Here is a 15,078-nt window from a genome sequence, read left to right as displayed (position 1 = left end):
CTATTTAAGAAATTTGAGTAAGGTTTTTAGGTATTAAATTTGTCATATATATTTTAACATTTATTAATCAAAACTAAAAATTACCTGAAAAAAATTAGTGCTTTCCTATATATCAGAATTAATTCTTTACTAGCATGCTATTTCATCTCGGTTTGTTAAGGCTAAATATACATACTATTCTTCAATACATACTTGATTTCCTTTAAAAAATTATAGAATTATCCAAACAATATAAAAAAAAACGACTTTCAATTCAAGAAATGAATTTGAGTCGTCTTTTAGTACAGAAATTTAATTAAAACCTCAGCTTTTGAGCCGGCTCGATTTCTTAGTAACTTTTTTAGTTAAATATACTTCCTATGCACCGTCTTTCCATCATACGTAAATACAACAGATTTATTCTCTAATACGGTCTCCATGTGGACTGGTCTGCCCCATAGTTGATAAATGTAAGGAAGTACTTTTTCAAGATATTTTAAATCAAGCTCTATGTCTTCGTACCAGTGTTTTAGGAAAAGTTCTCCGCTTTTTAGATAGTCACCATCGTTTACAGTGATATAAGGGAACCCACCGTTTACACGCATGTTTACGAGCTGGTCACGAACCTGCGTCCATTGTTTATCAATGATTTTATAATCGCGACCTTGCTTTTGGAAGAGATACATGTCTTCACGTAGGACTAAATCCTTTGTTAAGTAATTTCGAATGAACGATATATCTGATTCAACTTCACGAACCTCAAAGATTTTTTCACGTCCAGATCCTGGCTGAACACCACGTTCCATCATTTCCTTTGTAGGGTTATTGTATCGTTCCTCTATGTCCTCAAAGATTTTTAAACCTAAGTAATATGGATTAATGCTTGTTTTTGATGGTTGCACAACACCTGCATTGAGCTTCGCAAACTCAATTGCTTCATCAGAAGTAAGATCCATTTCTCGAAGAATTCGCTGGTGCCAATAGGAAGCCCAGCCTTCGTTCATGATTTTCGTTTCAAGCTGTGGCCAGAAATACAGCATTTCCTCACGCATCATTGTTAAAATATCACGCTGCCAATCCTCTAGCTCCCGACTGTATTGTTCAATAAATAAAAGGATATCTTTTTCAGGCTGTGGCGGAAATTTCTTTTTCTTACGTGCAACTGGTTTATCATTTGCTGCCGTTTTATCTAAGCCCCATAAATCATCATAAGGTGATGGCTTTCGCTTTATTTCTTCTTCTTCATCCTCAAGGCTCCAATTAAGCTTTGGCCTCATAAGGGAAGGGTCAATATGCTCTTGAATAGCTAACACTGCATCTAAAAATGTTTCCACCTCAAGTTTTCCGTAAACATGCTCATAATGTTTTACTCGTTCCGCTGTTGCTGCCATACTTTCAACCATATCTCGTTTTGTATTACTAAAACGGAAATTATTTTTGAAAAAATCACAATGTGCTAGTACGTGAGCAACAATCAATTTGTTTTGAATAAGGGAATTGGAATCGAGTAAAAACGCATAACATGGATCAGAATTGATGACGAGTTCGTAAATCTTACTTAATCCTAAATCATATTGCAGCTTCATTCGATAAAATTGTTTTCCAAAGCTCCAATGCGAAAATCGAGTAGGCATCCCATAAGCGCCAAATGTATAAATAATATCAGCAGGACAAATTTCGTATCTCATTGGATAAAAATCCAGTCCAAAGCCTTCTGCAATTTCCGTGATTTCATCAATTGCATACTCGAGCTTCTTGCGGTCAGAATCTCTCACAGTTGATCTCCCCCTTTTCGTCCTTATCACAATTTATGAGTCATTGGTCAAAATGATGAAAGGGGATTTCGTTGTTACACGTTTTTAACGCAAAAGTGGCCACATTCTATTAGTGAATTGTGGCCAAATAGTTGTTCCTTATTTTACTTCTTCGATGCTTAAAGATAAAAGGGACTCTGTTTGTGGATTAAACAGGATCATCACTTTTGCTGTAAATGTGCGATCTTTAGTTTGTACTTTCAATTCAAAAGTATCCTTTGATTGTGTATCGGTAAGTTCTTCTCGTCCCTTATACTGATAATCGCTGATTTTGCTGTCTGGATAATTCAATTTTGCCACATCAATCGCAATCTTACCCCATTTTTCATAATCCGTTGGCAGCGGTTGTTCCTGCTGTGGTGGTTTTTGTGGTGGCTTCTGTTGTGCGCTTACGATACCGCCTCCTACTATTAGAAACATACTACAAAAAATTGAAATAAATATTCGTTTTGTCATGTTCCATACCTCCTATGTAAAAATCAATTGTATTTTGCGCTATTCCTCAAGATCTTAGTCACTTTATTTTTTCCATTTAAACAAAGACTTTAGGCTTTATGTATTCATATTTGTTTTGGATTCTTGTCCAAGATTTACAGCGAGAAAAAAATTGTTTTCTCCACACACTATAATCAACTCCTTAGAAGGAGGGAAAAGCAGTGAATACTGTTGACTATGACAAAGCGCTTTATTACACGCATCGTTCACAGTGGGATAACCTACTTATATTGATGGTTCGAACAAAGGATGATTTCCTTTCAAAAAAGATTGAACACTTCTTACATGCCTATAATTTTGAAAAAGATTATTCTGTTATCGAAAGACAGTTATATTCTTTACTTCGGTATATAGACCATGCGTCCACAGAAAGCATGGAAGAATTAGCTGCACATATGTAAGTGGGGTGAAAATCCCCACTTTACTTTTATCGAAAAAAACAAGACCCGAGGGCCTTGTTTTTAGTTTAATGTGTTATGAACTTGTTCCATTACATCTTTAGAAATGTCATTTAAAGCTTGTTGACTATCTTCAAGTGAACTTCCTTTAACTCCAAAATAGAATTTTACTTTTGGCTCTGTACCCGATGGACGTAGGCAGAACCACGTACCGTCCTCTAAGAAGTATTTTAAAACATTTGATTTTGGAAGAGTGATTTCTTCTTTTTTACTTTCTTCAACGTTTGTTCGGACACTTTCCTTATAGTCCTCAATAAGGGTTACCTTACGGCCAGCAACAATTGTTGGTGGCTCACTACGGAAGCTTGCAAGAAGATTGTTGATTTGTTCTGCGCCCTCTTTTCCTTTTAGAGTTAAGGATTCAAGGCCTTCACGATAATAACCATACTTCTCAAAAATCTCCATTAGGCCCTCATACATTGTCATTCCTTTGTTTTTGTAGAAAGCACACACTTCTACCGCTAATAATGCAGCTTGGACTGCATCTTTATCACGAGCAAAGTCTCCTATTAAGTAACCATAGCTTTCTTCGTAACCAAATTGGAATTTGTATTCTCCTGTTTGTTCGAATTCCTTAATCTTTTCACCGATAAATTTAAAGCCCGTAAGAGTATCAATTGTATCAAGTCCAAATGATTTCGCTATTTCTCGTCCAATTTCAGATGTAACGATTGTCTTAAGCACGATACCATTTTCCGGTAGAATACCTTGTTTCTTCTTTTCTGATAAAATGTAGTGCAGCAAAATGGCACCTGTTTGGTTTCCTGTTAATACGACGTATTCACCATTGTCATCCTTAACAGCTACCCCTAAACGGTCTGCATCTGGGTCTGTTCCGATTAAAACATCAGCGTCAATCCTTTTGCCTTCTTTTATCGCCAATTCGAAAGCTGCATGCTCCTCTGGGTTTGGTGATTTTACAGTTGAGAAATTAGGATCAGGAAGCTCTTGTTCCTTTACCACTGTAACATTCTCGTATCCAAATGCTTTTAAGCCATTACGAACGGGCTTGTTAGCAGTACCGTGGAGTGGAGTAAACACTACCTTAACGCCAACCTGGGAAAGGGTTGGATTAATCGAGATTGTTTTTAGCTTTTCTGTATAGGCATTATCAATTTCTGTACCAATCATTTTAATGAGTCCGGAAGCTTTTAATTCTTCTTCACTGCCAACTTCTAACTCAAGCTCATTATGGATCGCATTTACCTTTTCAATCACTGTATCTGCAGCTTCAGGTGGAAGTTGTCCACCATCAGAGCCATATACCTTATACCCATTATATTCTGGCGGATTGTGGCTAGCTGTCACCACGATTCCTGAAAAAGCACCTAAATGACGAACCGCATATGAAAGCTCTGGAGTAGGTCGAAGTTCATCAAATACATAGGTTTGAATTCCATGTGTAGCAAGGGTTTTTGCAGCTTCCATTGCAAACTCAGGTGATTTGTGACGAGAATCATACGCAATGGCAACCCCACGGCGCTTCGCTTCTTCACCAAAGGACTCTATAAATGCTGCAAGCCCAGCTGAAGCTTTTCTTACTGTATATAAATTCATACGGTTTGTCCCTGGTCCGATTTCTCCACGCATTCCCCCAGTTCCAAACTCTAGATTTTTATAAAAGCAATCTTCAAGTTCTTTTTGATTGTCTTTCTTTTCAAGCAACGCATTCTTGATTTCTTCATCCAACCCTGGCGTATTGAGCCATTGGTTATACTTTTCCATCCAACTCATGTTCGATGCCCCCAATTACAGTTGTATTGTTAATATCTTTGTTTTATCTTCTACTTATTCTATATAAAATCCTGTCTTTTTCCAATTAATTTAACAAAGTTTGTCTTGATTCTTATGAAAATGAGTAAAAAGGCTAGGTTGATCAAAATGAAGTTTATGATTTTTAGTAGGATTCTTGTTATGGTCCCTATTGTACTTATGCAATGGGGACCACTAAGTTTGATCTCTTTTAACTTAACTTTACAGGTGGTACATGTTTAAGGTGGTTGCTGGTTCACTGTTCCCTAATTTTATCCAGATGCGTGCCTATTTAACTGATAAACTGGTTCGCTGTTCCCTAATTTTATCCAGTTACTTACCTCTTTAACGGGTTTACTGGTTTGCTGTTACCTAATTTTATCCAGATGCGTGCTTATTTAAGGCGGTTGCTGGTTCGCTGTCTCCTAATATCCTCCAGTTACGTACCTGTTTAACTGGTTGTCCTGCTCGCTGTCTTCCTCGTATTGTCCGGCGCTGTTTCACTAATTATCACATGGTGGGACCTTATAATTCCCTGAAAGTCAAAAAAACAGACGGATCCCTCCGTCTGTCTACACAAGTAATTATCTCTCTTCAGTTGGCTCAGTTGCGTCTTTAATGTAAGCTTCAACTTCGGCTTCATAGCCTTGTTTTTCTTCTGCAGTCCAGTTAAACTTTTCGGCCATGTAGGAAATAATCTGTTGTTTCCATTGATTGACCCAATCAATATCAAAGAACATCGCACCTGTACGGCGAATGAGGAAATCGATTGGTTTTGTGACCATTTCATATTGAATTCCATATTCCAATGTTGCAATTACTGGCAGATTTGGTTCATTTACTTTATCACTTAAATCGACCATAATACCCTGAATAATATTGATGTTTGATCCATACAATCGCGTTAATTTTTGAGCATCCTTTTGAGAAAGGTGGAATTCGTTCATGAGTTCCTCAACTTTTTTAGCCATAAACGATGGATAGTTTTTCGAACCACCAACTTCTCCACCAGATATAGCCATACTTTTTGTTTGACAAGGTTTAAGTGTAGTTGCCCCTTCTTCTTGTAAAAGCTTTCCAACTTTGTCTACCACGGTTTCGGCCATTTTACGATAACCTGTTAATTTTCCACCAGCAATTGTGATGAGACCAGAATCAGAAACCCAGATTTCATCTTTACGCGATATTTCGGAAGGATCCTTTCCTTCTTCATAAATCAATGGTCGTAAACCTGCCCAGCTCGATTCAATATCAGAATCCTTGACATTTACACTTGGGAACATATAGTTGATTGTATTAATTAAATATGCACGGTCCTCTGTTGTAACTGTTGGATGAGCGGTATCTTTGTCATAAAATGTATCTGTTGTTCCGATATACGTTTTACCGTCACGAGGTATCGCAAATACCATTCGTCCATCTGGTGTGTCATAGTACACTGCTTGTTTTAACGGGAACTTGGATTGATCAATAACAATATGAACACCTTTTGTTAGACGTAATACTTTACCTTTTTTCGAATTGTCGGCTTCTCTCATTTTATCGACCCAAGGCCCGGTTGCATTAACAATTTTTTTGGCTTGTATTTTGTATTCTTTTCCTGTAAGTTGGTCAACTACCTTTACTCCTTTTACCTTTTCATCCTCATAAATAAATGATTCCACCTTGGCATAATTGACCGCTTTTGCACCGCTTTCGATAGCCTTTTTCATCACTTCAATTGTTAAGCGTGCATCGTCTGTTCGATACTCAACATAATAGCCTCCACCTTTAAGACCGTCCTTTTTGATAAGTGGCTCTTTTGCAAGGGTTTCCTCGGCACTTAACATGGATCTTCTTTCCGACTTTTTCACTCCTGCTAAATAGTCGTAAACACGTAGGCCAATGGATGTTGAAAATTTCCCAAAGGTACCTCCTTGATGTAGGGGTAATAGGATCCACTCTGGAGTTGTAACATGTGGACCATTCTCATATACAATAGCCCTTTCCTTCCCAACCTCGGCCACTAATCCAAATTCAAATTGTTTTAAATAGCGAAGGCCACCATGGACGAGTTTTGTAGAACGGCTGGATGTTCCGGCAGCAAAATCCTGCATTTCAACAAGAGCTGTTTTAAGTCCACGGGCAGCAGCGTCAAGTGCTATACCAGCACCTGTTATTCCACCACCAATGATAAATAAATCGTGAACCTCCTTCTCCATATCCGCTAATATTGAACTTCTACCTATACCTGAAAACTGTGTCACGATTCCCACTCCTTAAAGAGGTAGAAAAAAGAGACCACAAAAGTCATTGTACACATAGTGACAATGCTCCTGCGGTCTCTCCCTAATCTCCTACCGAATGATTAACTTATCTTCATGATAGCATACTTATTATTTGAATGCCATTGCAGCCTGTACTGCCTTTTTCCAACCGTTATATAGTTCTTCTCGCTTTTCTTCACTCATTTTGGGTTCAAAGGTTTGATCAATCGCCCATTTACTAGAAATTTCTGATTGCCCCTTCCAATAGCCCACTGCCAAGCCAGCCAAGTACGCAGCCCCTAAAGCTGTTGTTTCATTAATTACAGGACGTTCAACTGGTACTCCTAAAATACCACTTTGGAAATCCATAAGGAAGTTATTTTTCACAACACCACCATCTACACGAAGTGTTTTCAATGATATGCCAGAATCAGCCTCCATTGCAGTTAAGACATCCTTTGTTTGGTAGGCTAGTGATTCTAGAGTTGCTCGGACGAAATGTTCTTTTGAAGTCCCACGTGTAAGGCCAAACACAGCGCCACGTACGTCACTATCCCAATATGGCGCGCCTAGTCCAACAAATGCCGGCACTACATAGACTCCATCCGTTGAAGCTACCTTTACAGCATAGCCTTCGCTATCCTTGGCATCTGTAAACATGCGCAGACCGTCACGAAGCCATTGAATAGCAGAACCTGCGACGAATATACTTCCTTCTAAGGCGTATTCAACTTTTCCGTTAATCCCCCATGCGATTGTTGTTAATAATCCATGCTTAGAAGGAACTGCTTTCTCACCGGTATTCATCAGCATAAAGCAACCTGTGCCATATGTGTTTTTAACCATACCCTTTTCATAACAAGCTTGCCCGAAAAGAGCTGCCTGTTGGTCCCCAGCTGCACCTGCAATTGGCACCTCTTGACCAAAGAAATGATAAGGAGCTGTAGTTGCATACACGTCTGATGATGGGCGAACCTCTGGTAGCATCGACTTAGGTACGGTTAAATGCTTTAATAACTCATCATCCCATTGTAATTCATAAATGTTGTACATTAAGGTCCGGGAGGCATTTGAATAATCTGTTACATGAGCCTTTCCACCTGATAGCTTCCAAATGATCCAAGAGTCAATTGTCCCAAATAGAAGTTTCCCGCTTTCTGCTTTTTCACGTGCTCCTTCTACATAATCTAAAATCCATTTCACTTTTGTCCCTGAAAAATAGGCATCAAGTAGAAGGCCCGTTTTTTGACGGAATGTATCATTTAATCCCTTTGCTTTTAACTCTTCACAAATATCAGACGTTTGACGGGATTGCCACACAATTGCATTGTACACAGGCTGGCCTGTTTCTTTGTCCCACACAACCGTGGTCTCACGTTGGTTTGTAATCCCAATTCCTGCAATCTGCTCTGCTTTTACATTTGCTTCTGATAAAACAGATGCCATGACTGATAAAATGGAACCCCAAATTTCATTTGCATTATGTTCCACCCAACCTGGTTTAGGAAAAATTTGCGTGAATTCCTTCTGCGCAACATGTACAATTTCACCTTTTTGATTAAATAAAATTGCGCGTGAACTCGTGGTACCTTGATCAAGTGAAAGTATGTATTTTTCCAATTAATAACCCCCTATCAAATGCGCCTTGGCGTATTTGCGCCCGATTTTTTTTCGAGCTCGCTCGAAAAACTACCTCTGAAAAATCGTGGCATCCGCCGGAGGCTTTAACTTTATTCAGACGGAATTTGGACCCATCACTAAATTGAGTACTCAAAATTGCATTCATCCCCACTTATAGAAGTAGAAACTTCTTCTGAATCAAGTTAAAACGTTTTCCTTACTTAAAATTAACACGCTTACATATTTTTTTCTACCTGAGATGAGGTGCTTTTTTTAGGTCTAAAATTTTTTCTTGAGAATAAATGTAGTAATGGTCATTTTAAAATTAACTCTTGTAAGGAGTGGAACGCTTTGATTGAAAAAGAAGTTACAGTTACCATCAAGGAAGGACTACACGCTAAGCCAGCGGGGGAATTAGTTCAGAATCTCAGTAGGTTTACAAGTGATGTTGAATTTCAGCTTAAAAATAGATCATACAATGCCAAAAGTATTTTAGGGTTGATGGGAGCAGGTATCCGTGAAGGACAGATCATTACGGTTAGAGTGGATGGTCCTGATGAAGAGGAAGCATTAGAATGGCTGGAAAAGTTTATCTAATTCCTAACGAAAAACCACGATTGAAATATATTTAGATATCAATCGTGGTTTTTTATTACTTTTACTCAAGTTTATAAAAATGCTCCTATTACACATTGAAAGTAAAATAACAAGTGCTGCCCCATGTTTACCCAAACGTGACTGAGATTTCTTTTGTTGCTTGAACTAATGTAGCTATGTGTTTTGTAACCATTTCTTCATGGAAGCGAAATGCGGGACCAGAGATGGAAAGAGCGCCGATCACGCGGTGTTGGTGGTCAAAAACAGGTGCTGAAAGTGCAGAAACGTTAGAACTGATTTCTCCCATACTAATGGCATATCCATTTTCTCGGGTTGCTTGTATTTTTTCAGCTAAAACCTGTCGCTTTTCCAGTGGTAAACTTTGGATTACCCGTTGCTGCGTTTCCTCTGGTTGAAAAGCTAGAATGGCTCGACCAGTTGCTCCTGCATAGATTGGGTGTTGTTTTCCCACTCCGACTGAACGTCGTATTTCCTGTTGACTTTCATATTCCAGGACACATAAGCGCATGTGACCATTCGGAATATAAAATCCAACTGTTTCTTCAGTGATGTTACGCAATTTTATCAACCATGGTTCTACAATTGGTGCATAAGGAAGTTCTGTCATTATTTTATTAGCATAGTCCATAAATACAGTTCCTAGTGAATAAAGTTTGGACTGGGAATCTTGAAAAACAAACCCTTCCATTTTTAAAGTTGTTAATAAACGGTGAACAATGGTGGAAGACAGTTCCAACTCTTTACTGATATAACTAATACTTTGAGGACCTGGTGTCTCTTTTAGATAATTTAATATTTTGATGGCACGCAATACCGTTGTCGAAACATCAGCTTTTACTTTCATAGTACCCTCCAAATCTCCTATATGAACAAATTCTTTTAACTTCAATTATAACATATTCCTGTCTTAAAATAAGAAAGCAGTGTGGAAGGCAACGTCACCGCCTTCCACACTGTCTTAAATCTGTTATTTACTTTTAATGTATCGTGTTTTGTACTGGCAATAAAATTCCATTGCTTCACTGCCCAGCTCTTTAAATGTACCTGTACTGGATTGCTTATATCCGCCAAACGGCGCTTGGAAGAACGTACCAGTTGTTGTCATATTTACTTTTACGATTCCTGCTTCTATCTCATTAAGTGCTTTATTCATATACTCAAGGTTTTTCGTACAAATTGCTGATGACAACCCATAATCGACATCGTTGGCAACAGAAATTGCTTCATCAATATCCTTTACTTCTATAATATTGATGACTGGACCGAATACCTCTTGCTTTGAAATCGTCATCGAAGGCATCACACCAGTAATGACGGTTGGTTCTACAAAGTAGCCGTTTTCCAAGCCAGGCACATCTGGAACGCCGCCACCAGTAAGAACGATTGCACCCTCATCTCTTGCACTTTGAATGAGCTCAAGCGTGGACTGAAGTTCTGATTTATTGGCTTGCGGTCCCATATCAATGCCTTCTTCCATGCCATTTCCTACCTTTAGCTGCTTTGTTTTCGCAACAATCTTCTCCGTGAATTCTGCAGCAACCTTTTCATGGACAATCACTCTACCTGTTGCTGTGCACGCTTGACCGGTTTGACCGAATGCACCCGCAAGAGCTATCTGAACCGCTTCATCGATATCCGCATCATCCATGATGATAAGAGGGTTTTTCCCACCCATCTCAAGTAGGCAGCGCTTCATATCCTTTGCCGCTTCTGCATAAATCTTCTTCCCAACAGAATTCGATCCAGTAAACGTAACAGCCTTTACTGCCGGATGCTGAATCATTTCCGGAACAAGCCTTCCTGGTGCAATCACATAATTGACAACACCTGCTGGTACCCCAGCACGCTGGATAATATCCATGAATTTCATCACGGTCAAAGGGGTTTCTGAAGAAGGCTTCAGAACAACTGTATTTCCGCTTGCAATCGCTGGTGCCATTTTCCAAGCCGGAATCGATAGTGGGAAATTCCATGGTGTAACGATTAGAACGACACCAAGTGGCTCTGGTTTTGTTTCAATCTTGATGTTCGGCATATCCGCCTCCATGAGAGTCCCTTTTAGTCGACGACACTCACCTGCATAAAATTTAACAATTCCTGCTGCATACATGACTTCTTTCACAGCATCATTATAGGTTTTTCCTTCTTCTTGAACAATTGTTTTAGCGAGTTCTTCCTTTTCATCTTCCAATAAAGCGGCAATCTTATATAGATATTCTCCTCGTTGCGGAGCCGGAACACGTTTCCATGCATGAAATGCCTCTGTTGCTGAATCAATTGCCTTTTTTACATCCTCAGAAGTAGATTGATAGAAGGAAGAAACTACTTCCTTTGTATTGGCAGGATTCAAACCTTCTATTAAATCTGTACCAGATGGTTGTACCCATTCACCGTTCACATAGTTTTTTAAAGTTTCTGTTGTTGTCGTTGTCATAAGAAAAGTCCTCCTCAACTTTATTTCTAAATCTATTTCTATTCGCTCATGTTCAAAAAGAGGAAGAAAGGACATCGTTTTCTCTCACTATGTGTCACTTTCTCCGAGCTTTTTAAACACTCTATTAAGTAGCCAATTCACCAGCACCACGCAACCTAGATAGTTCGGTTGCTGTTACAAGCGTTTGTCGACCTATCTCATTAAGACTGTTCCATAGGATTGGGTCGACTTTCGCCCCATTATGGTACGCTTTTTCAAAATTTGCTTTTAAATATGTTGATTCCGTAAGTGTAATCGTGCCTTTCGATGCTTCCTGTCGCAGTTCTCTAATACAAGAGGTGATCAACTCGATTTCGGTTGTACAAACCAGCCAAAACCCATCGCTTGCTAGATTTGTTGTTTCATATTTACCAAGCTCAGCCGTAAGGTTTTGCTGTAGAATTCGTTCTGCAACTTCCCCTTCAACAAGGAGCGGAAAGGTCATTCCTGGTGTGGACAGAATCCACATCGGATTCCCTTCCATCGTTTTATAACGAATGATACACCCTCTATTTCTTGTAGCGATGTCATGTGCAGGTTTAGCGAGAAGGCGGGAACGGGTCGTGTTATGCATATACACCCGTACCGTTTTATTTGTTTCTGATAAACTCAGGGCATAATCGGCCATCATTTTACCTAAAATAATGGCGCTTTGCCCATTGCCGTCAAAGCGATATAGCCCGTTCTCTTCTGATACTAGCTCAATACCTTCCATAAGAGAGTGCGGATTATCAAGGATCTCCTGCTGTAAAACGTGCATCCCCTCGAGTCCGATAAATTCACTCCACGTGACTACCTCTGCACCGTCATCCGCACAGCCGTACGGAGTACCACCCGCGCAAAAAACTTTTTTACAATGTTGGAATAATTCTACATAGGATACACGCATTGCCTCGCCTCCTTTTCGGATTTAAAACTATCCGTAAAGAAACGTAACCAGTTGCCTCCCATCACCTTCGCCACTTCCTCATCTGTCATGCCTTTTTTAGTGAGGCCACTGGCAATGTTCGGAAAATCTGCTGGTGTCTTGAACCACACCGGCCACTCGGGCCATGAAGGATTTTCCTTGGAACCGGCGCCATAGTCCATTTCATGGGTCCAGCGTCCATTTCTCATCCAGTGCAAGAAATCTACAGACATATTAAAAGTCAAGTCTGTCCCAAGACCAACTTGATTAATCCCCATAAAATCGACTGTTCGAACAATCATGTCACAAAATTCCTCCAGTGTTGTTCCTTTCCCATTAATAAGATGTGGATAGGCACACACCCCGAGAACACCACCAGAATCCCGTAAAGCGCGAAGCACTTCCTCTGATTTATTTCGTTTCGTTGGATAAATCCAGTCAGGGTTTGCATGGGTAATCGCAACCGGACGGGTAGATGTGGCAATTGCATCAAGAGATGTTTGTGTTCCCACATGTGACAGATCCACCACCATTCCAACTCGGTTCATTTCCTGTATTACTAGTTTACCATAACGGGATAGGCCTGAGTCTCGTTCTTCGTAGCAGCTGCTCCCAACCAAGTTTTGGTTATTGTACGTTAACTGCATGACTTTCACACCCAGCTGGCTAAAAACAGATACAAGAGACAGCTCATCCTCTAAAGCAGACGTATTTTGTGCGCCTAGAATGACTCCAATTTTACCTTCTTTTTTTGCCTTTAAAATATCTTCACCTTGAAAAACCTGCATAACAAGATCGTCATTTTCCCTAAAGAAGCGATGCCATTCCCCGACTTTACTGAGTGTCTCGCGGGCATTTTCCCACAAGCCGCAACAGGCATGAACACATGTTACACCGCCTTTTTGCAGTAAATATAGAAAATTACGATCCCAATTACTAAGTTCTAAAGCATCAATCACAATCATTTCTTGTTGTTTCATGACTTATCTCCTTCTACTGTTGGTAATGATGGGAATACCCAGTTGTCTGCGAATGGTTTACCAATTTCCTCGACAAGCGGTGCACCCTGGAATAAGGTAATACGTACCCAGCGGTTAGACTTAGGATCGAAGCGCTCGGCTCCAAAAAACGATAATTTACATCGCAATAAGGTAAGAGGCAGAAACCGTTTGCCTGATAGGTTTGCTTGAATTTCCCCGTATTCATAGCCTTCTAGAGATTGAATGCGTTGAATAATGCCTTTATATTGTGGCTGTCTTAAGATAAACGAAGCAACCTTTTCTTCAGCCGGTACCTTTTCTAAAACCTTGTAGAGTTCCTGTACCTGTTGGGCAATGTTAATCGGCATCTCCAATTCTTCCCCAGGATCTTCTCCACGAACTCCTAAGCGAGGTTCTTCCTTTTCCTCTGAGCGGTACCAAAAATAATAGTTCTCATCAGGATTTGTAAAATCATACTGAAATACCCAATTATACTGGTGTTCTATTAATGCTTTTAATTTTTCTAAAGTCATTCGTGGTTCAATCTGATATGTCTCATCCACATTCATGCACTGCTCTAGGTCTGTAACATGATCCGTATACAATTCAAGCAGTAGTGTGTGCAATAATTCCTGCATTTCAATTGAAACAGTGTCAACAGCTACCTGTACCAAGTCATGCCACACATCGGTCGTCGGTTGGCCGTTTAATGTGCCACCTACCACATATTCTAAAACAACACTTTTCAGGTACTTGCATTGTTCCGCCAAATCCTCAGGCTTATCAAAAAATTCACTGTCCAACTGTTTTGAGTCATCAAAGTAATCTGCTACACGATCCAACCATTTAACTAGTAATCTTAGATCGTCTGGTGATGGATGAATGTCTTTTACTCTAGCAATCGCTTGTTCTCTAACAAAAATCCATTGATGTATCAATCTTGGATGAGAAATGAGAAAAGGTACCATCCCTAATCCTGTTGCATTTCCCGTTCCAATAAAACGCTTCACGTCAGGATGGAGCCGAATCGCTTCCGGATTTTTCTTCTTTGCAATATGCTCCACTAACTCCAAGCTAAAATGGCGTAGCATGTATACTGCGAACATTTGGGCTTGAAATGATCCACTGAATGGATGATTGTCTTTTATTTTTTCATAGGGTGCAATCCCGAATTTACCATTTCCATATACAGCCGTTGTTCGCAGTAAATAGCCAACCTCATTGAGTATTCTTGGGTCGGGTTGCTTTTTTGAAATAAGACATTCAATTACATAATCGAAAACACGTGTACTTTTATTTGCGCGCGACCAGACAAGGTCATTTGCATCACCGCGACCAGCTTCCTGCTTTGGTAATTCCTGCTTTAAACGCTCAAGCTTTTCATCCGATACCTTTCCTTCACATAATGCGAACGTCACATCCCATTTGTTCGAGATAACACGATCGCTTCTTTCGTCATCACTAATTTTTGTGGAAATGACGACAAATGTGAATTCATGCTTCGAGGTCTGTATCCGATATTTGGCATGACCATGACCTTCTTCATCCAGTTCAAAGTCGGCACGGTCTATCTGCCAATTTTCTCGCATTACACGTCTTAGCATAATGCGCAGAAAACTTAACCTCGTAAGTCGAAATGCACCAATTCGTTCCGCTTTCATTACCTCAGAAGCCGGACGCAATGTTTGTTTTTCATGAATAACTGTCATTAGATGTTCACCTCTTTCACTACTTTT

The 15,078-nt window shown here is 39.7% G+C and carries 12 protein-coding genes; 2 read left to right on the top strand and 10 right to left on the bottom strand.

The window, feature by feature from the left end:
* Positions 1-344 precede the first annotated feature (344 nt).
* Both ACFSFW_RS18645 and ACFSFW_RS18640 read right to left on the bottom strand, forming a co-directional pair.
* Entirely contained in the window at positions 345-1,754 is a 1,410-nt protein-coding gene (locus ACFSFW_RS18645; RefSeq protein ID WP_388040448.1) for a SpoVR family protein, read from the bottom strand.
* Between the two features lie 138 nt (positions 1,755-1,892).
* The gene (locus ACFSFW_RS18640) at positions 1,893-2,249 is read right to left on the bottom strand and encodes a DUF3889 domain-containing protein (RefSeq protein WP_388040446.1); all 357 of its coding nucleotides are present in this window, start codon (positions 2,247-2,249) and stop codon (positions 1,893-1,895) included.
* A 200-nt stretch (positions 2,250-2,449) separates the two neighbouring features.
* Here ACFSFW_RS18640 and ACFSFW_RS18635 point away from each other — a divergent pair, with 200 nt between their 5' ends.
* Complete coding sequence (locus tag ACFSFW_RS18635) at positions 2,450-2,689, top strand: YhdB family protein (RefSeq protein WP_099353313.1); 240 nt, start codon at positions 2,450-2,452, stop codon at positions 2,687-2,689.
* Positions 2,690-2,749: 60 nt separating this feature from the next.
* Here the strand turns inward: ACFSFW_RS18635 and ACFSFW_RS18630 are convergent, their stop codons facing one another.
* The 3 genes from ACFSFW_RS18630 to glpK form a co-directional block, all read right to left on the bottom strand.
* The gene (locus tag ACFSFW_RS18630; protein ID WP_388040444.1) at positions 2,750-4,480 is read right to left on the bottom strand and encodes a phospho-sugar mutase; all 1,731 of its coding nucleotides are present in this window, start codon (positions 4,478-4,480) and stop codon (positions 2,750-2,752) included.
* A gap of 602 nt (positions 4,481-5,082) precedes the next feature.
* A complete protein-coding gene (locus ACFSFW_RS18625) occupies positions 5,083-6,699 on the bottom strand; it encodes a glycerol-3-phosphate dehydrogenase/oxidase (protein WP_388040554.1) in 1,617 nt (538 codons plus the stop codon).
* Positions 6,700-6,873: 174 nt separating this feature from the next.
* Positions 6,874-8,364: a glycerol kinase GlpK gene (glpK, locus tag ACFSFW_RS18620; RefSeq protein WP_388040442.1), complete on the bottom strand. Its 1,491-nt coding sequence runs from the start codon at positions 8,362-8,364 to the stop codon at positions 6,874-6,876.
* Between the two features lie 351 nt (positions 8,365-8,715).
* Here glpK and ACFSFW_RS18615 point away from each other — a divergent pair, with 351 nt between their 5' ends.
* Entirely contained in the window at positions 8,716-8,961 is a 246-nt protein-coding gene (locus tag ACFSFW_RS18615) for an HPr family phosphocarrier protein (RefSeq protein WP_304214690.1), read from the top strand.
* A gap of 127 nt (positions 8,962-9,088) precedes the next feature.
* Here ACFSFW_RS18615 and ACFSFW_RS18610 read toward each other — a convergent pair whose 3' ends face one another.
* The 5 genes from ACFSFW_RS18610 to ACFSFW_RS18590 form a co-directional block, all read right to left on the bottom strand.
* Positions 9,089-9,826, bottom strand: a complete 738-nt coding sequence (locus tag ACFSFW_RS18610) for an IclR family transcriptional regulator (protein ID WP_304214692.1) — start codon at positions 9,824-9,826, stop codon at positions 9,089-9,091.
* Between the two features lie 123 nt (positions 9,827-9,949).
* The gene (locus ACFSFW_RS18605) at positions 9,950-11,416 is read right to left on the bottom strand and encodes an aldehyde dehydrogenase family protein (protein WP_388040439.1); all 1,467 of its coding nucleotides are present in this window, start codon (positions 11,414-11,416) and stop codon (positions 9,950-9,952) included.
* Positions 11,417-11,540: 124 nt separating this feature from the next.
* On the bottom strand, positions 11,541-12,344 hold the full coding sequence (locus tag ACFSFW_RS18600) for a hypothetical protein (RefSeq protein ID WP_304214695.1): 804 nt from the start codon (positions 12,342-12,344) through the stop codon (positions 11,541-11,543).
* Positions 12,326-13,342, bottom strand: coding sequence for a membrane dipeptidase (locus ACFSFW_RS18595; protein ID WP_304214697.1), 1,017 nt, complete (start codon positions 13,340-13,342; stop codon positions 12,326-12,328). The genes ACFSFW_RS18600 and ACFSFW_RS18595 overlap by 19 nt, the downstream gene beginning before the upstream one ends.
* A complete protein-coding gene (locus tag ACFSFW_RS18590) occupies positions 13,339-15,051 on the bottom strand; it encodes a hypothetical protein (RefSeq protein ID WP_304214698.1) in 1,713 nt (570 codons plus the stop codon). The genes ACFSFW_RS18595 and ACFSFW_RS18590 overlap by 4 nt, the downstream gene beginning before the upstream one ends.
* Between the last annotated feature and the right edge of the window lie 27 nt (positions 15,052-15,078).

Source organism: Ferdinandcohnia salidurans (assembly GCF_042680725.1).
Lineage (GTDB): Bacteria > Bacillota > Bacilli > Bacillales > Bacillaceae_L > Ferdinandcohnia > Ferdinandcohnia salidurans.
The sequence above is the reverse complement of the archived record's forward strand: the minus strand, read 5'-3'. Positions and strand labels throughout refer to the sequence as shown.